The organism is Embleya sp. NBC_00888 (assembly GCF_045207655.1).
In the GTDB taxonomy this organism is placed as follows: domain Bacteria; phylum Actinomycetota; class Actinomycetes; order Streptomycetales; family Streptomycetaceae; genus Embleya.
Genome location: NZ_CP108784.1, coordinates 3,826,045 through 3,844,210 on the forward strand (window position 1 = coordinate 3,826,045; position 18,166 = coordinate 3,844,210).

Here is an 18,166-nt window from a genome sequence, read left to right on the forward strand (position 1 = left end):
GCCGCCCCGGACCGAACCGGTCCCGGGGCGGCGGCCCTTCGGCGATCAGGCCCGGTTCCGGCCGCCGAGGCGGCGATACGCGAAGAACAGCACCACCAGGCCGACCACGGCCAGCACACCCGGGCCGTACGTCTTGGCCTTGTCCATCCCGGAATCGCCGTCGCTCTCGTCGCCGGCGGCCGTGCTCGCGTCCGTGCCGGCGGTGCCGCCGGCCGACCGGGCTCCGGGTTTGGCTCCGGGCGCGGCCCGCACCGAATCCGGCCGGTTGTCGCCCTTGAGCTCGACCCGGCGCACCTGGCTGCCCTTGCCCTCGCTGCCGAGCAGCAACTCCTTGCCGTCCCGGCTCCACGCGACCGACTCGCCCTGGCGCTGGATCGGCACGGCGACCCCGGCCAACTCCTTGCCCGGCGCGGCGAACACGGTGGCGGAGAAGTAGCCGCGCAACACGAACCGCGACCCGTCCGGCGCGAACGCGCCGTCGGTCACCGTCGAGCCGCCGGCGGCGATCCGCTTGAAGGTGTTGATCCCGGTCGCGGAGAGCTGCTCGGGCTGCTCGTACAGGCCGCCCTCGGCCTCCTTGCTCGCGATGTAGAGCTTGTTCGTGCGCGGATCCATCAGCAGCGCCTCGGCGTCGCGCGGGCCGTTGTCGTACTTGACCCGGAATTTGGTCGGCTTGACCGTCGCGTCGGCCAGCGTCGCGGGCTCGGCGAAGCGGTAGATCCACACCTCGGGCCACTTGCCGTGCAGGTTGTCGCCGATGTCGCCGACGAACAGCGCGGGCTTGCCCGCGTCGTCCTTGCCGACCGTGATCGCCTCCCAGTCCCGCGCGTCCACACCGGACAGCGTGATGGTCGCCTTGGTGGCGCCGTCCTTGCCGATCGCGTAGATCCTGGGCGCGTCGGAGCTGTCGTTGTGCGTCCAGTAGACGTCCGGGTGCTGCGCGCTGGCCACCAGGCCGCTGGATTCGGTGATCCGCTCGTCCTTGATGGTCAACAACACGTCCGAATCGGCCGCCGCCGACGCCGGTATCGCCACCACCAGGGCAACGGCCGCCGTCAGGGCACCGAGGCCGCGCATCCGGCGCTTTCCCACGCGCTTCACCCGTCCCGTCCTGTCATGGGTCCAGCCTGCCGGCCCGGCCCGGGTCCCCGTCGGGTCGGGGAGCACTTTGCGACAGCTCGGCGGAATCCATTGCGGTTTGCCGTGTGTCGGGGATGGGATGGGAGCTTCGTGGGCGTCGGCATCCGGAGTCTTCCATGACACTTGTCAAGGCATGTCTGAACGGCACACGGCGCCCCGAGGAGCACCCGGCGCTTCCGCTGACACCGGCGCAGATCGCCGCGGACAGTCGAGCCGCGGTGGCCTCGGGCGCGTCCATCGTGCATGTGCACCCGCGCGGGCGCGACGGTCGGGAGAGCCTGGCGCCGGACGTGATCGCGGCGGCGCTCCGGGCGATCCGGGGCGCGGCCCCGGGCGTGCCGATCGGGGTGAGCACGGGCGCGTGGATCGAGGCGGACCCGGACGTCCGGCTGGCCGCGGTGCGGGCCTGGCGGGTGTTGCCCGACCTGGCCTCGGTCAACCTGTCCGAACCGGGTTCGATCGAACTCGCCCACGCGCTCGCGCACTTGGGCGTGGGGGTCGAGGCGGGGGTGTGGACCGAGGCCGACGCGGAGCTGCTGGTCGAGCAGGATCTGGCCGCGGTGTGCACCCGAATCCTGGTCGAGGTCGAACGCGCCGATCCGGTGCAGGCGCTGGACGAGGCGGGACGCATCCTGACCGTCCTGGACCGGCACGACATCGGCGTGCCGCGCCTGCTGCACGGCGCGGACGAGTCCGCGTGGCCGGTCCTGGACGCCGCGATCGCGGCCGGCCTCGACACCCGGATCGGGCTGGAGGACACCCTGCTGGACCCGGAGGGCCGCCGGGTCCCGGGCAACGCGACGCTGGTCCGGATCGCCGCCGATCGGGTCCGCGCGGCCCGCGCGGCGGGCAACCCGCGCTGACCCGCGGTCCCGGGGCCGGCCCGGCTCCGGGGTCGTCGTCCGCACCCGCGGTCGGCCGCGCACCCGCGTCGGCACATGGGCGCGTGGGCGCGAACGCGTCAGCGCATGAGCGCGCCGATGATCACGGCGATGAGCAGGAGGGCCAGGGTGGCCGTGACGACGCGGGTTCTGGTGCGGGGATTCACGCCCCAGAGCCTACGCGGCGCGGGCGCGCGACCGAATTCCGGTCGGGCGCCCGCGCTCGCGGATCAGACCATCGAGGCCGCCAGACGGCGGCGGAAGGCGGTCAGCACGGTGCGGTCGCCGGTCTGCGAGACGACCGAGCCGGGCCTGCGGCCCCACAGGTAGAGCAGCAGTTCGGCGGGCTCGCCGGTGACCGCCGCGTCCGTGAACCCCTGGTCGCGGGACATGCTCACGCCGGAGCGCTGCATGGTCAGCCGCCAGTGGTGCCGGTTGCTGTGCACGCCGATCGTGCGCCCGCTCGCGCCGTCCTTGGCGCCGCCGTCGTAGTGCGCCGGGAGCAGTACCCCCAGCACTTCGTCGATGCCGTCCAGGGCCTGCTGGGCGTCCAGCGGTCCCGGGGTGCCGACGGCCATCTCGATGTCGGCGCGGTGCACGGCGGCCTCGCGCGCCATCCGGCGGATCAGGAAGCCGGCGGTGCCCGGGTCGGGTCCCCCGCTCTCCACGCCCTCCGCGACGCCGGGTTCGAGGTCCTCCCCCTCGATCGGGTCGAGCGGGTCCCGTCGGGCCATCTCGGTCACGAGCGCCGCGTGCGCCCGGGTGTAGGTGTCGAGCAGTTCCCCCTTGTTCGCGCCGCCCGCGACCGGGCGACGCTCCGGGCGCAGTTGCCCGGTGGCGCCGTTGTACATGAGCACGGAATGTCGCACGACGTCGGCGACCGTCCAACCGGGACAGGACGGTACCGGCGCGTCCATGTCCGTGACGGCCGCCTGGCCCAAGCGGAGACCCTCCGCCTGGAACAGGTGCTGGAACCGCACGTAGTCCATCGTTCAAGGATTCCAGCGTTCCGGGTGACGTGTCGATGGCCTGGGTCACCCCAGGGCGTGAATCCCTCGTCAAGAAAAGGTGTATCGCACACCTGTACTGACGCTGTGTCAGATCTTGACCACGGGATTACCGAACTCCGACCGTGTCGCCGTGACGGCCGGCGCCGCCGGCCTCATCGCGCGCACCACCGTGCTCGGCCGCAGCCGGATCCCGGCGTGCCGGGCGAGCAGCGCGCCGACCACGAGCGCCGCGGCCAGCGAGATCAGGCCGCCCACGAGCAACCCGGTACGCGGTCCGAAACTCTCCGCCAGCCAACCCGTCAGCGGGCCGCCCAGCGGGGTGCCGCCCATGAACACGAGCATGTAGATGCCCATCACCCGACCACGCATCGCCGGGTCGCTGCCCAGTTGCACGGTCGAGTTGGCCGCCGTGTTGAAGGTCAGTCCGGCGATCCCGATCGGCACCAGGAGCAGGGCGAAGCTCCAGTAGCCGGGCATCAGCGCGGCGATCGTCTCCAGCAGGCCGAACGCGATCGCGGCGCCGACCAGGACCCGCAACCGGGTCCGGCCGCGCTTGGCGGCGAACAGCGCGCCCGCCAGCGAGCCGACCGCGAACACCGTGTTCAGCAGCCCGAACGAACCGGGTCCGGCGTGGAAGACGTCGTTGGAGAAGGCGGCGAGGGTGACCGCGAAGTTGTAGCCGAAGGTGCCGATGAAGCCGACCAGCGCGATCGCCACCAGCAGGTCCGGACGGCCGCGCACATAGCGCAGCCCCTCGCGGAGCTGGCCCTTCTCCCGCGACACCACCGGCATCGTGCGCAGCTCGGACTCGCGCATGGCCAACAGGCCGAGCAGCACCGCGATGTAGGACACCGCGTTGACCGCGAAAACCCACCCGGTGCCGATCGCGGTGATCAGCAGACCGCCGACGGCGGGGCCGACGATCCGGGCGAGTTGGAAGTTGGCCGAGTTCAGGCTGACCGCGTTGGCCAGGTCCTTGCGGCCGACCATCTCGATCACGAACGCCTGGCGCGCGGGGTTGTCCACCGCGGTGGCCATGCCCAGACCGAACGCGAGCAGCCACACGTGCCACACCTGGACTGCGTCGCTCAACACCAGGACCGCCATCACGGCGGCGAGCAGACCCATCACGGTCTGCGTACCGATCAGCAACAGGCGCTTGCGGTAGCGGTCGGCGATCACGCCGCCCCACAGGCCGAACAGCAACATGGGCAGGAATTGCAGCCCGGTGGTCACCCCGAGCGCGGTCGCGCTGCCGGTGAGCTTGAGCACCAGCCAGTCCTGCGCGATGCGTTGCATCCAGGTGCCCGTGTTCGACACGGTCTGCCCGGCGGCGAACAGCCGGAAGTTGCGGTTTCGTAGTGATGAGAAGGTGCCGGCTGTCGCCGCCACGGGCTCCCCTTTCGTCGTACGTTCGGCCGAGGCCGGATGAACATCCGTCCCTGAACCGAACCGCGACGCGGGGCGCCGGACTCTCCCGAGCAGGCTCTAGGCCTGCGCCAGCTTCTCCAGCACCGGCAGGGCCGCGCGCAACGCCTCGTTCTCCTCGGGCGTGAGCCGGGCCAGGTGTTCCGCCAGCCAGGCGTTGCCCAGCCTGCGGTTCTCCTCCACCACGGCGGCGGCGGGCTCGGTCGCGGAGACCACGACCTGCCTGCGGTCGTCGGCGTGCGGCTCGCGCCGCACCAGGCCGCGCTCCTCCAGGCCGGCGATCACCCGCGTCATCGACGGCGGCTGCACCTTTTCCTGCCGGGCGAGTTCGCCCGGAGTCATGGCGCCGCGCACGACGAGCACGGTCAACACCGAGAGTTGGGTGGGGCTCAGGGTCTCGTCGGCCCGCTGGTTGCGCAGGCGACGGGAGAGCTTCAGCACCGAGGCACGGAGGGCTGCCACCGTGGCGCGGTCGGGTTCGGACGGGGACACGTTTCTTAGCTTAACTCTTTACTCTCGCTAACTTCCAATGGTTTGCGTCCCGGGGATATTCCCGGGACGCGCCGTGGGCAAGAATCGGCCGGTGACCTTCCGCATCCTGGGCCCGATGGAGATCCACACCGCCGACGGCGACCCGGTCTCCGTCGGCGGTCCGCGCCAGCGCTCGCTGCTGGCGCTGCTCCTGCTGGAGGCGGGCCGGATCGTCACCACCGACCGGCTGATCGACGAGCTGTACGGCGAGGCGCTGCCCGCCGGGGTGACCAACGCGCTCCAGTCCCAGGTCTCCCGGCTCCGCCGCAGCCTGCGCACCGAGGCCGATCCGGACGGACCGATCGAGTTCCACCCGGCGGGCTACCGGCTCGCGGTGGACCCCGACGACGTGGACGCGCTGCGCTTCACCCGGCTGGCCGGGGAAGGGCGGCGCGCGCTGGCCGCCGGGGACGCCGCGGGCGCCCGCGACCTGCTGCGCGAGGCACTGGACCTGTGGCGCGGGCCGGCCCTGGCCGATGTCGCCGGCGCGCCGTTCGCGGGCCCGCGCGCGGCCCGGTTGGCCGAGCTGAGGGCAAGCGCGATCGAGGACCACGCGGACGCGGCGGCGGCGCTGGGCGCGACCGACGCCCTGGTCGAGGAACTGCGCGAGGCGGTCGCGACACACCCGTTGCGCGAGCGGCTGCGCGCACAGTTGATGCGCGCGCTCCACGGCGGCGGCCGACAGGCCGAGGCGCTCGCGGTGTTCGACCAGGCCCGGGAACTGCTCGCCGACGAGCTGGGCGCGGACCCCTCGGCCGAGCTGAGCGCGGTACACCTGGCCATCCTGCGCGGCGATCCCCCGTCGGCGGCCCGCCCCGGGCCGACGGCGCCCACCGCCGCGCCGACGCCCGAGCCCGCCCGGACCCGCTCCCGACTGCCCGCCGCGCTGACCAGCTTCGTGGGCCGCGAGGACGAATTGGCCCGGATCCACACCCTGCTCACCGGCGCCCGCCTGGTCACCCTGCTCGGCCCCGGCGGCGCGGGCAAGACCCGGCTCGCGGTGGAGGCGGCGAGCCGCCGGCCGGAGGACGCGTACTTCGTGGACCTCGCGCCACTCGCCCACGCCGGGCAACTCCCGCAGGCCGTGTTGAGCGCGCTCGGGGTGCGCGAGGTGGCCCTGCTCGGCCCCGGCGAGGGCGGCGCGGCGGATCCGGTCGAGCGGCTGATCGGCACGCTGGCCGACCGCCGCGTCCTGCTCGTGCTGGACAACTGCGAGCACCTGGTCGCGGACGTCGCCGCGTTCACCCACCGGCTGCTCGGCGCCTGTCCGGCGGTGCGGATCGTGGCCACCAGCCGCGAGGCGCTCGCGATCACCGGCGAGTCGTTGTGCCCGCTCGCCCCGTTGGCCCTGGCCCCGCCCGACTGCCCGCCGGAACGCGCGCTCGACTACCCGGCGGTGCGGTTGCTCGTCGACCGGGGCGCGGCGGTGCGACCCGGATTCACCGTGGACGCCGGCACGCTCGCACCGATCCTGCGGGTGTGCGCCGCCCTGGACGGCCTGCCGCTGGCGATCGAACTGGCCGCCGCCCGGCTGCGTTCGTTGTCCATCGACGACGTCGCGCTGCGCCTGGGCGACCGCTTCAGACTGCTCTCGCGCGGCGACCGTACGGCTCCCGCCCGCCATCGCACGCTGCGCGCGGTGGTCGAGTGGAGCTGGGGCCTGCTCGACGACACCGAACGCGAACTCGCGCTCCGGCTGCCGGTGTTCGCGGGCACCTTCACGCTGGACGCGGTGGTGGGCGTGTGCGGGCTCGACCCGGACGACGCGGACGAACTGCTCCAGGGCCTGGCCGACAAGTCGCTGCTGAGCGCGCCGGGGGACGGCCGCTATCGCCTGCTCGACACGATCCGGGAGTTCTGCGCCGAGCGACTCGCCGAGTCCGGCGCGGCCGACGCGCTGTACGCGGCGCACGCCCAGTACTACACCGAACTCGCCCGTACCGCAGATCCGTTCCTGCGCCGGGCCGAGCAACTCGTATGGCGGGACCGGCTGGTGCTCGCGCACGACAACCTGCTCGCCGCGCTGCACCACAGTGTGCGCACCGATCTCCCGCGCGCGTTGTCGATGATGTCCGCGCTCACCGCGTACTGGTGGATGCGCGGTCGGCGCAGCGAGGCGACCGGACCGGCGAACACGCTGCTGGACATGATCGGGCCGGGCGCGCCCACCCGGTTCGCGCCCGCCGACGACCCGCACGCGCTGGACGACGCCTACGTGTTGTGCGTCGTGTACGCGCTGGGCGCTTCCGACACGATCGACGAACGGCTGGCGGCGCACGCGGAGTGCGCGAAGGCGATGATGCGCGGGCGCACCGAGGCGCCCCGGCAGCCGCTGCTGACCTATCTGTGGGCGATGACCACCGGACCAGGCGCGCCGGAGACCGCGATCGACCCGAAGTTGCTCGACGCCGACCCGTGGTCGCGGGCGCTGCACCGGCTCGGCTCCGGCTACGTGTCGCTGTTCAGGGGCGACGCGGCGGCGGCCGAACCCGAGTTCGCCGCCGCGGCCGACGGCTTTCGCGCGGTCGGCGACCGGTGGGGTCTGGCCACCGCGCTGGAGCGGTTGGCCGACTTCGTCGACTGGCGCGGCGACGGCGCGCGGGCGGACGCGCTCCTGGACGAGGCGCTCGACCTGCTGGTCCTGCTCGACGCCCTGGAGGACATCTCCGACCTGCGCTCCCGGCGGGCCGCGCGACTGGTGCGCGCGGGCCGGATCGACGAGGGACACGCCGAGTACGAACGGGCCGCCGAGACGGCCGCCCGCGCCGGCATCCCGGGCACGCTGGCCGGCGCCCAACTCGGCCTGGGCGAGATCGCCCGGCTGCGCGGCGACCCGGCCGAGGCGAATCGGCTGTTGCGCACCGCGCTCAAGGGCTGCGTGAGCGGGTGGGTCACCAGCGCGGCGACCCGCGGGGAGGTACTGGTCGCGCTCGGCCGGGTGGCCGAGGCCGAGGGCGACGCGCGCGGCGCCCGGGCCCGGCACCGCGAGGCGCTCGGGGTGGTGGTCGGCGGCGGCTTCGTGCCGGTGTTGTCCGAGGCCGCCGAGGGACTGGCCGGGGCCGACCTGCTCGACGGCGACGGCGCCGGGGCGGCGCGGCTGCTGGGCATCGGGGCGGCCCTGCGCGGGGTCCGGGCCACCGGCGATCCGGACGCGGAGCGGATCGAGGCGGGCGCTCGGGCGCTGATCGGCGACGAGGCGTACGCCGCCGCGTTCGCGCGCGGGGCGGCACTGTCGCGCGAGGAAGCGCTCGCCGTGCTGGGCCGGGGGCCCCGCGCCGCGGATTGAAGGGCGGCCGAGGCCGGCGGTACGTGATCGGTCAGCGTCCGGTCAACGCCGGTCGCCAGGCTTCGGTCATCGCAGTCGACGACGCGGACCGCGGCCCCTCGGGCCGGGTCCGCCCGGCCCACGGGAGACCGACATGACACCCCTGCTCGGCAAGATCGCCCTGGTCACCGGCGGCTCGCGCGGCATCGGCAAGGCGGTCGCCCGGCGACTCGCCGCCGACGGCGCGCTGGTCGCGGTGCACTACGGCAGCAACACGATCGCCGCGACCCACACGGTCCGGGAGATCGTCGCCGACGGCGGCCGGGCCTTCCCGGTACGCGCCGAACTCGGCGTACCCGGCGACGTGGAGTGCCTGTTCGCGGCCCTGACCGCGGGCCTGCGCGAACACACCGACGGCGAGCCCGCGCTCGACATCCTGGTCAACAACGCGGCGATCGGCGACAGCGGCGCGCTGGAGACCGAGACGCCCGAGTCCTTCGACCGAGTCTTCGCGGTCAACGTCCGGGCACCGTTCTTCATCATCCAGCGAGCCCTACCCCTGCTCCGCGACCACGGCCGGATCATCAACATCTCGTCGGCGGTCACCCGGATCGCGCTGCCGGAGATCACCTACGCGATGAGCAAGGGCGCCCTGGAGACCCTCGGCCGCACCCTGGCCAACCAGGTCGGGGACCGGGGAATCACGGTGAACACGGTCGCCCCGGGCCCGACCGAGACCGACCGCATCGCAGCCTGGCTACGCGGCGACCCCAACATCGCCGCCCTCATCGCCGGCGGCCAGGCCATCCCCCGAGTAGGCCAACCCACCGACATCGCCGACCCGGTCGCCTTCCTGGCCTCCGAACCGGCCCGCTGGATCACCGGCCAAACCCTCGACACCTCCGGCGGCTCCTTCCTGGGCCCCCGCCACCCCTGACCCCACCGCCGCCCAACCCCCGGCGCGTCAGCGCCCCCGACCCACCCCCACCCCAGTGATCGACGCGCGAAGCGCGGAGAGCGGCCGAGCCGCAGGTTCGAGCTTCGTGGCCCGGAGCGAAGCCCAACCCCCGGCGCGTCAGCGCCCCCGACCCACCCCCACCCCAGTGATCGACGCGCGAAGCGCGGAGAGCGGCGGAGCCGCAAGTGTGGGCTTCGTGGCCCGGAGCGAAGCGGAGGGACACGAAGCCCCGAGCGAGGCGCCGCCTTTTTTCTCGGAGGAGCTTGCGGGGGAGAGAAAAAAGGCGGCGCCTCGCGAGCCGGCGACGAAGTCGCCCAACAAGCAGCAACGCCGCCCCCACGACTCCGGCCCATCGCCCCGCTCGCCCCACGACTCCGGCCCATCGCCCCGCTCGCCCCCACGACCCAGACCCCCGACCCACCGCCCCCCGCGACCCAGGCCCCCGGCCCACCCCCCCCCACCCCCCTACTTCACCCCCAACACCTGCTCAATCGGATCAATCGCAAAATGCACCACAAACAACGCCGACACGATCCACAACAACACCGGGATCTCCCGAGCCTTGCCGACCGCGCTGCGCAGCACCACGTACAGGATGAAGCCCGCGCCGATCCCGGTGGTGATGCTGTACGTGAAGGGCATCAGCGCGATGGTCACGAACGCCGGGGCGGCGACCGTCATGTCGTCCCACTCGATGTGCCTGATCTGCGTCATCATCAGCGCGCCGACCACAACCAGCGCCGGGGTGGCGGCCTGCGCGGGCACCAGTTTCGCCAGCGGCGTGAACAACAGCGCGAGCGCGAACAGGCCGCCGGTGACCAGGTTGGCGAGGCCGGTCCGAGCGCCTTCGCCGACGCCCGCCGAGGATTCGACGAAGACCGTGTTGGAGGACGCCGAGGCGCCGCCGCCAGCGATCGCACCGACCGACTCGACGGTGAGGATGCGGCCCAGGTTGGGCACCTTGCCCTGCTTGTCGAGCAGTCCGGCCTCGCGGCTGACCCCGATGATGGTGCCCATGCCGTCGAAGAAGTTCGACAGCAGCAGCGTGAAGATCAGCAGCGACGCGGTGATGAAACCGACCCGGCCGAACGCGCCGAACAGGTCCACGTTGCCGATCAGTCCGAAGTCGGGCGTGTCCACGACGCCGTCCGCCTCGGGCGCGGTCAGCCCCCAGGCCGCCTTGTCCAGGCCGGCCGCCTGGTGCACGATCACCGCGAGCACGGTCGAGGCGACCATGCCGATCAGGATCGCGCCCGGCACCTTGCGCACCACGAGCACGAACGTGAGCACCAGGCCGAAGCAGAAGACCACGGCCGGCCAGCCCTGCAGCGTGCCGCCGCTGCCCAGCGCGACCGGCACGGTGGAGTTCACCTTGTCCGGCACCCGGGTCACCACGCCCGCGCTGACCAGGCCGACCAGGGTCACGAACAGGCCGATGCCGACCCCGATCGCCTGCTTGAGCACCAGCGGGATGGCGTTCATGATCGCCTCGCGCAGCCCGGTGGCGGCCAGGATCAGCAGGCCGATGCCCTCCAGGACGACCAGGCCCATCGCCTCGTCCCAGGTGGTCTGCGGCGCGATCTGGAACGCGACCATCGCGTTGATGCCCAGTCCGGCGGCCAGCGCGAGCGGCATATTGCCGATCAGGCCCATCAGGATGGTCATCACGGCGGCGACCAGAACGGTCGCGGTGACCAGTTGCGGCTGGGAGAGCTGCTGCTCGTACTTGTCGTGCGCGGAGCCGAGGATGATCGGGTTCAACACGACGATGTAGGCCATCGCGAAGAACGTGGCGAGCCCGCCGCGTATCTCGCGCAGCGGCGACGAGCCGCGCTCGGAGATCTTGAAGAATCGGTCGAGACCGCTCCTCGGCGTGCTGGGGGCCTGCGAATCGGTCGCGGGGGCGGCCTGGGGGGACATGCGGATCCTCGGAGCGTGGGAACGGGGAGTCAAGACACGCACACGGCACGATGGGACGGGTACCGGGAGACCTGAAAAGGGTGCCAGACACCACAGCAAAAACCGGAACCGGTCCCTCCACTTGTTCGTCGGGACGCGCGCGGGGCCGATGCGGGCGGCCAAGTAGCCTAGGTTTCGTGAGCAGGCACGGGAGCGGGAAACGACGGCGCACCTCGCCGGATCCGGACGACACGGGCGCGACCCGCCCGGACGCGGCCTCGGGTCCCGACCAGGACGCGTACGACGCGGGCTCTCACGGCAGTGGCGAGTACACGGCCTACGACCCGAGCCCGGCGGCCCACGGCAGCGGCGAATACGCGGCCCACGACCCGAACCTCGGCGCCCACGGCAGCGGCGAATACACCGCCCACGACCCGAACGCCGGCGCCCACGGCAGCGGCGAATACCACGCGTACAACCCGAACCCAGCAGCCCACGGCAGCGGCGAATACACGGCCCACGACCCGAACCTCGGCGCCCACGGCAGCGGCGAATACACCGCCTACGACCCGAACCCCGGCGCCCACGGCAGCGGCGAATACCACGCGTACAACCCGAACCCAGCAGCCCACGGCAGCGGCGAATACACGGCCCACGAACCAAGCCCGAGCGCGCACGGCAGCGGCGAATACACCGCCTACGGAGCCGAGACCTACCCGCAGGCGAGCCACCAGCCGCCCGAGTACGAGTCCGGCGGCTACGCGGCGGCATCCCCGTCGGGCGAGTCCGGCGGCTACGCGGCAGTGCCCCCGCCGAGCGAGCCCGACCCGTACTCCCCCGACACGAACCACGGCGCGAGCGCCTACGACCCGGCCCTGGACCCAGCCCTCGACCCAGCCCTCGATCCGGCCCCGCCGGGCGGCCGGACCACCGGCTTCGCCGCGGCCTCCGGCGAACCGAAGGCAGACGAGCCGAGGGCGAACGAGCCGAAAGCGTCCGAGGCCTCCGAGGTACCCGCCGGGCGGCGCGCGGCCGAGGCCCCCGACCCGGACACCGGCATGCGCCCGCCGCCCCCTCCGCACGAGGGCAACATCATCAAGCTCGTCGCCGTCGGCAGCCTGATCTGGTTCGCGCTGTTCGTGGCCGCGTGGCTGATGCGCGACACGCTCGAGGACGACGGCCGGGGCTGGTGGCCGTGGTGCGCGCTGGCCGGCTCGGGCCTGGGTCTGTTCGGCCTCTGGTACTGCCGTCGACTGCAGAGCGCGGACGAGGACTGAGCCGGACGCCGCCCACGCCCCACCCGGAGCCCGGCGACCGCTCGGCGCCGTCCACTCTCACGAAAAGTGACGAATAGTCACAGGGCGAACAACGCAGAGCGAACAACCTCGGAACGCCGGCGACTGCACGAATAGCCACAGAATCCGACATTCACCAACGTAACGTCGGTACATGATCGAAGCCCCCGCCGTCCTCCCCGGGCTGACCACCGCCGAGGTCGCCGAACGCGTCGCGGACGGCCGCGTCAACGACGTCCCGACCCGGTCGAGCCGCAGCGCCTCGGCGATCGTCCGAGGCAACGTCCTCACCAGGTTCAACGCGATCATCGGCACCCTGTTCGTGGTGATCCTGATCGTCGGTCCGATCCAGGACGGCCTGTTCGGCCTGGTCATCGTCGCCAACACGGCGATCGGGATCATCCAGGAACTGCGCGCCAAGCGCACCCTGGACACCCTGGCCGTGGTCGGCGAGGCCAAACCGCGCGTACGCCGGGACGGGCACACCGCCGAACTGTCGGCACGCGAACTGGTCCTGGACGACGTATGCGAACTGGGCGCGGGCGAACAGGTCCTGGTGGACGGCGTGGTGGTCGAGGCGGACGCGCTCGAACTCGACGAGTCGCTGCTCACCGGCGAGACCGACCCGGTCCACAAGAAGGTCGGCGACCAGGTGATGTCCGGCAGCTTCGTGGCCGCCGGCAACGGCGCCTTCCGGGCCGGCAGGGTCGGCCGCGACGCGTACGCGGCCCGGCTCGCCGAGGAGGCCGGGCGATTCACCCTGGTCGACTCGGAACTGCGCCGCGGGCTGGACCGGATCCTCACCTACGTGACCTGGCTGATGATCCCGGTGGGCATCCTGCTGATCATCAGCCAGTTGCGCACCGACGACGGCCTGCCCAACGCGCTGCGCGGCATGGTCGCGGGCCTGGTCACCATGGTCCCCGAGGGCCTGATGCTGCTCACCTCGGTCGCGTTCGCGGTCGGCGTGGTGCGCCTGGGTCGCAAGCAGTGCCTGGTCCAGGAGTTGCCCGCGATCGAGGGCCTGGCCCGGGTCGACGTGGTCTGCCTGGACAAGACCGGAACGCTCACCGAGGGCGGGATGGACGTGGCCGAGGTCCGCCCGCTCGACGACACGCTGCCGATCGACGCGGCCCTGGGCGCGCTGGGCGGCTCCGATCCGCGGCCGAACGCGAGTCTCCAGGCCATCGTGGACGCCTATCCCGCACCGCCGGATTGGCCGGTCATCGACGTCGCCGCGTTCTCCTCGGCCCGCAAGTGGAGCGGCGCGAGCTTCGCGGACCACGGCACGTGGCTGCTCGGCGCGCCCGACGTACTGCTTGCCGAGGGCCACCCGGTGCTCGCGCAGGTGGACGAACTGGGCGCGCGGGGGCTGCGGGTGCTCCTGCTGGCGACCGCCGACGCGTTGTCCGACGAGGCCGGCGGCCGGGCTCGGCCCGCCGCGCTGGTGGTGCTGCGGCAGCGATTGCGCTCGGACGCCGCCGCGACGCTGCGCTACTTCGCGGATCAGGACGTGGCGACCAAGGTGATCTCCGGCGACAACGCGCTCTCGGTCGGCGCGGTGGCCGCCGAGCTGGGCCTCGCGGGCGCCGAACACGCGGTGGACGCCCGCCGGTTGCCCGAGGACCGGGCCGAACTCGGGCAGGCGCTCGAGGACGACACCGTGTTCGGCCGGGTCACCCCGCAGCAGAAGCGGACGATGGTCGCGGCCCTCCAGGCGCGCGGCCACACGGTCGCGATGACCGGCGACGGCGTCAACGACGTACTCGCGCTCAAGGACGCCGACATCGGCGTCGCGATGGGCTCGGGCAGCGGCGCGAGCCGCGCGGTCGCACAGATCGTGCTCCTGGACAACAGCTTCGCCACGCTGCCCTCGGTGGTCGGCGAGGGCCGCCGGGTGATCGGCAACATCGAGCGGGTCGCGAACCTGTTCCTGGTCAAGACCGTGTACGCGCTGCTGCTGTCCCTGCTCACCGGCGTCGCGGGCGTGGTCTTCCCGTTCCTGCCCCGCCATCTGACCCTGATCGGCTCGCTCACCATCGGCGTACCGGCCTTCTTCCTCGCCCTGGCCCCGAACGCCGAGCGGGCCAGACCGGGCTTCGTGCCGCGCGTGTTGCGCTTCGCGATCCCCGGCGGCGTGGTCGCCGCGGCGGCCACGTTCCTGACCTACTGGCTGGCCCGCCTCAACCACGGCTCGAGCCTCGACCAGGACCGCACCAGCGCGGTGATCACCCTGTTCCTGGTCGCGATCTGGATCCTGGCGATCGTCGCCCGCCCGTACACGTGGTGGCGGATCGCGCTGATCGCGGCGATGGGGGCGGCCTTCCTGATCGCGCTCTACGTCCCGTTCGTGGCCGACTTCTTCGCGCTGTATCCGCAGGACCAGGGCAACAACGGCACGGCGGTGGGCATCGCGCTGATCGGCGCGGCCCTGCTCGAACTGGGCCGGCGCGTCTCCGGCCGGGTGCAGCGCCAACAGGCCCAAGGCGTGTCCGCGAGCCGCCGTCGGGCGATCGAGGAAACGCCCCGGGACGCCCGGGGGTGAGCCCGGGCGTCCCGGAGCGGTCGGGTCGCCCTCACACCCCGTCGAAGTCGCGTTCCGTGGCGAAGTGCGCGGCGTTCTCCGGGTGGGTGAGCAGTTGTTCGACCTCGAAGCGGCGGTGCCACTCCCCCGCCGCCCAGGCCAGGCCGCGGGCGACACCCTCGAACGTGGTGGCGTGCACCTGACCGTCGATGTAGCGCCAGTCCGCGTCGAGTTCGCTCTCGTTCGGGCCGGAGACGACCAGTTCCTCGTGCTCGAAGTACTCCTTGGGCGCGTCCGGCATCGCGGCCAGCACGTCGTCGGGCACCTCGTGCCGGGTGCCCTCGGAGAGCACCTTGCCCGGGATCGTCTCGGACAGCAGCGGTACGTCGAGCAGGTCGGCCAGCGCCTCCGCGCGGTCCGGGCGGACCGGGAGCACCACGTGCGTGGCGTCGTCGGCGACCAGCGCCGCCAGGTCCGGCGCGTCGCCCACCAGGGCGTCCGCCACGTCGGCGACGGTCATCCGGCCGCCCGAGACGCCGCGCAGCTCGGTCGGCGCGGACAGCCGCTCCGGCGCGACGTCGGCCAGCGCGGTGTACAGCGCGCGAAGCTGATCGCGGGTCACGGGCCGCTCCGGATCCGCCAGGCGCTCCAGGAGTTCGTCCGGGCCGTCCGGGTCGGTCAGCAGCGCCACAAGCGTCGTACGCACCCCCAGAGCGGTCAGGAAGACCGGGTCAAGGCTCGCCCGGACCTCGTCGTAGAGCCCGTGCAGCAGCCGATCCCCGTCGGCGGCGAGCAGACCCGCCGGACGCCGGCCGTCCAGCACCGGATGCCCGCGCAGCCACCACGCCGTGTACGAGGGCACCCGGGCCGTACCGCCGTCCGGCAACAGCACGTGCGCCGGCTCCGTCACCGCGGTGCGCAGCGGCGGCGTGGCGATCACCTCCAGCGCCTCGTCCCACGCGTCGTCGGCGACCAGGTCCAGATCGCGCACCGCGACGAAGGACGCCAGCACCGGTGGCACGCCCTGGTCCGGCATGTGGTCGAGCACGTCGTCGAGCCAGTCGTCCTCGGCGTCCAGGTCGTGGTCGCAGCCGTCGTGGTCGAGCACCACGTCGTCCTCCTGGACCAGGCCGAACGTGCCGAGCACGCCGACCGCCTCCAGCACGTCCTCGCCCCAGCGCTCGACCAGGTCCGGGTAGACGATGCCGAGCGCGTCCGGCTCGACCACCGCGGCGATCCGGCTGCCGGGCAACATCAGTTCGCCGGCCGGGACCGCGTCGCCGTCCACGTCCGGCAACAGCAGCGCGGACAACCACGGTTCGTCGCCGGGGCCGATCCGGGCGGCCCGGACCAGTTCCAGGATCGCGTCGGCGATGTCGTCGCCGTCCTCGCTATCGGTCACCGCCGCGCGCACCGCGGGGTCGGCGAGCACCGCGCGCGGGGTGGCCCGGATCGCGCCGAGCCGCTCCAGCAGCGGGTGGGTCGCCTCGGGGTGCGCGACCCGCAGCCGGAGCACGTCCAGCGCGGCCAGGTCCGGGCTGTCCGGGCAGGGCAGCAGGATCCCGCGCGGCCCGCGCACCACCCGCCCGTCCGCGAGCGGCACCGGCAGCGCGCCCAGCGCGTCCCGGGCGGCCGGGTCGAACGCGTCGTAGAGGTCGCGCCACCAGGCCGGCTCCCGGTCCATGCCGGCCAACTGGTCGACCACCTCGGCCAGCGGCAACCGGCGCACCCCCAGCACCCGCAGCGCCGCGCTGCGGTCCAGACCGGCGGGCAGCAACCCGGCCACCACCGGCGCCAGCGCGTCGACCAGGCCCGGGCTCGCGGTCTCGATAAGCACCGCGTCGCGCGGGCGCAGCAGGTCGCGGTCGCGCGCGGCGGTGCCGCGGTCGAGCAGCAGCGCGTCCGGGTCGTCCGGCTCGGCCTCGGAGGCGGGCGCGGCGGCGGGCAGGAACGCGGTGTCGGCCAGCCGGGTCAACACCCGGTGCCGCAGCAGCCCGTCCAGTTCGCCCTCGGCGGTCGGCCCGGGCACCAGGCTCAGGATGCCGGTGGTGGAGGTCGGCCAGGTGCCCAGCAAGGTGGCGTAGGTCTCGGCGGCCCGCTCGATCAGGAAGTCGCGCAGCGGGCCGGGCGCGGTGTGCCGGCGGGTCGGGTCCAGCGGGAAGGACGCGACGAGCAGCGCGGGCAGCCCGAGCGGCTCGTCCGTGGGTGTGGGGGCGTGCACCACGGGCCGCACGCCCGGTCGGCGCGGCTGGTCGGCGGCGTCCAGCGGCACGGCCCACAGCACCGACCACGCGGCCCGGCGGCGCTCCTCGGTGGGCCGGTCGGCGAGCAGCTCGGGTTCGAGCGCGCCGCCGTCCTCGGCGACCCGCCAGCGGGTCTCCACACCCTCGTCGCTGACCACGAGGGCGCCGCCGTCGGCGCGGCTGGTCAGCGTGCGCACGCCGTCCGGGGTCTCGATCACGATCTCGCCGATGCGGCGCAGCGTCAGCAACAGCGCGTCGTCGATCTCGGCGAGCAGCCGCGCGGTCAGGTCCACCGCGGCGCCGTCGCGCAACGGCAGTACGACGCAGGTGTCGTAGCCCTCGGGCGGGGTGCCCTCGGCCGGCATCGGCAGCCGCAGGACCGGCACGCCACCGTCGCGGCGGGCCAGTTCGTCGGTCAATCCGGCGTTGACCCGGGCCCGTTCGGCGACCAGGTCGCGGGCCTCCTGCAGGGACCAGCGCACGCCGCCGGTGCGCGAGAGCACGCACGGTTCGTCGGTGACCGCGAGCACCGCGGCGAAGCCGACGCCGAACCGGCCGACCGCCTCGGGTCCGTCGTCGCGCTTGGCCGAGGCGCGCAGCGTGGACAGCGCCTCGACCCCCTGCGCGTGCAGCGGGTCGCCGGTGTTGGCCGCGACCAGGACGCCGTCGCGCAGGGTCAGCCGCAGCCGCCCCGGCACGTTCGCCCGAGCCGCGGCGTCGGCGGCGTTCTGCGCCAGTTCGACCACCAGACGGTCGCGATAGCCGCCGAGGGCGAGTTCCTCCTCGGCGTTCGCGTCCTCCCGGAAACGCGCGGGCGACGCGACCCACGCGTCCAGTACGGCTCGCCGAAGCGAAGCGGTGCCAAAGCGGTCCTCGATGCCCATGCCGTGCGCCGTCCCTCGTTCGCGGATGTGGCCGGAACCCTATTGCGTTTCCGGGCACGCGGCTTCCCGGCGGTCCCACGGTGCGGACGGCGGTGGATCAAGTCACAC

11 protein-coding genes are annotated in these 18,166 nt (G+C 73.3%); 5 read left to right on the plus strand and 6 right to left on the minus strand.

Annotated features, from left to right (window positions below):
- Nucleotides 1–45: 45 nt before the first annotated feature.
- A complete protein-coding gene (locus OG948_RS15810; RefSeq protein WP_406297163.1) occupies nucleotides 46–1,101 on the minus strand; it encodes a hypothetical protein in 1,056 nt (351 codons plus the stop codon).
- 155 nt (nucleotides 1,102–1,256) lie between these two features.
- Here OG948_RS15810 and OG948_RS15815 point away from each other — a divergent pair, with 155 nt between their 5' ends.
- On the plus strand, nucleotides 1,257–2,003 hold the full coding sequence (locus OG948_RS15815) for a 3-keto-5-aminohexanoate cleavage protein (RefSeq protein ID WP_406297164.1): 747 nt from the start codon (nucleotides 1,257–1,259) through the stop codon (nucleotides 2,001–2,003).
- A 248-nt stretch (nucleotides 2,004–2,251) separates the two neighbouring features.
- On the opposite strand, the gene OG948_RS15820 is transcribed toward OG948_RS15815, so the two are convergent.
- The 3 genes from OG948_RS15820 to OG948_RS15830 form a co-directional block, all read right to left on the minus strand.
- On the minus strand, nucleotides 2,252–3,010 hold the full coding sequence (locus OG948_RS15820) for a maleylpyruvate isomerase family mycothiol-dependent enzyme (RefSeq protein ID WP_406297165.1): 759 nt from the start codon (nucleotides 3,008–3,010) through the stop codon (nucleotides 2,252–2,254).
- A 108-nt stretch (nucleotides 3,011–3,118) separates the two neighbouring features.
- Nucleotides 3,119–4,423, minus strand: a complete 1,305-nt coding sequence (locus OG948_RS15825) for an MFS transporter (protein ID WP_406297166.1) — start codon at nucleotides 4,421–4,423, stop codon at nucleotides 3,119–3,121.
- Between the two features lie 96 nt (nucleotides 4,424–4,519).
- Entirely contained in the window at nucleotides 4,520–4,951 is a 432-nt protein-coding gene (locus OG948_RS15830) for a MarR family winged helix-turn-helix transcriptional regulator (RefSeq protein ID WP_406297167.1), read from the minus strand.
- 91 nt (nucleotides 4,952–5,042) lie between these two features.
- On the opposite strand from OG948_RS15830, the gene OG948_RS15835 reads away from it, so the two are divergent.
- Nucleotides 5,043–8,276, plus strand: a complete 3,234-nt coding sequence (locus OG948_RS15835) for an AfsR/SARP family transcriptional regulator (RefSeq protein ID WP_406297168.1) — start codon at nucleotides 5,043–5,045, stop codon at nucleotides 8,274–8,276.
- Nucleotides 8,277–8,409: 133 nt separating this feature from the next.
- Complete coding sequence (locus tag OG948_RS15840) at nucleotides 8,410–9,192, plus strand: SDR family oxidoreductase (RefSeq protein ID WP_406297169.1); 783 nt, start codon at nucleotides 8,410–8,412, stop codon at nucleotides 9,190–9,192.
- Nucleotides 9,193–9,678: 486 nt separating this feature from the next.
- Here the strand turns inward: OG948_RS15840 and OG948_RS15845 are convergent, their stop codons facing one another.
- Complete coding sequence (locus tag OG948_RS15845; RefSeq protein ID WP_406297170.1) at nucleotides 9,679–11,133, minus strand: NCS2 family permease; 1,455 nt, start codon at nucleotides 11,131–11,133, stop codon at nucleotides 9,679–9,681.
- Between the two features lie 176 nt (nucleotides 11,134–11,309).
- Here OG948_RS15845 and OG948_RS15850 point away from each other — a divergent pair, with 176 nt between their 5' ends.
- Together OG948_RS15850 and OG948_RS15855 are read left to right on the plus strand one after the other, a co-directional pair.
- Nucleotides 11,310–12,389 carry a hypothetical protein gene (locus tag OG948_RS15850; protein ID WP_406297171.1) on the plus strand — a complete coding sequence of 360 codons (1,080 nt, stop codon included), beginning with the start codon at nucleotides 11,310–11,312 and terminating at the stop codon, nucleotides 12,387–12,389.
- Between the two features lie 172 nt (nucleotides 12,390–12,561).
- Nucleotides 12,562–14,952 (plus strand): cation-translocating P-type ATPase, encoded by a 2,391-nt coding sequence (locus OG948_RS15855; RefSeq protein WP_406297173.1) that lies wholly within the window; start codon nucleotides 12,562–12,564, stop codon nucleotides 14,950–14,952.
- 31 nt (nucleotides 14,953–14,983) lie between these two features.
- On the opposite strand, the gene OG948_RS15860 is transcribed toward OG948_RS15855, so the two are convergent.
- The gene (locus OG948_RS15860) at nucleotides 14,984–18,058 is read right to left on the minus strand and encodes a sacsin N-terminal ATP-binding-like domain-containing protein (RefSeq protein WP_406297175.1); all 3,075 of its coding nucleotides are present in this window, start codon (nucleotides 18,056–18,058) and stop codon (nucleotides 14,984–14,986) included.
- Nucleotides 18,059–18,166: the final 108 nt, after the last annotated feature.

Bases quoted from the DNA above. Each gene is read 5' to 3' on its own strand.
- OG948_RS15815 (WP_406297164.1), top strand. From the start codon at position 1,257: ATGACACTTGTCAAGGCATGTCTGAACGGCACACGGCGCCCCGAGGAG.
- OG948_RS15820 (WP_406297165.1), bottom strand. From the start codon at position 3,010: ATGGACTACGTGCGGTTCCAGCACCTGTTCCAGGCGGAGGGTCTCCGC.
- OG948_RS15840 (WP_406297169.1), top strand. From the start codon at position 8,410: ATGACACCCCTGCTCGGCAAGATCGCCCTGGTCACCGGCGGCTCGCGC.
- OG948_RS15845 (WP_406297170.1), bottom strand. From the start codon at position 11,133: ATGTCCCCCCAGGCCGCCCCCGCGACCGATTCGCAGGCCCCCAGCACG.
- OG948_RS15855 (WP_406297173.1), top strand. From the start codon at position 12,562: ATGATCGAAGCCCCCGCCGTCCTCCCCGGGCTGACCACCGCCGAGGTC.
- OG948_RS15860 (WP_406297175.1), bottom strand. From the start codon at position 18,058: ATGGGCATCGAGGACCGCTTTGGCACCGCTTCGCTTCGGCGAGCCGTA.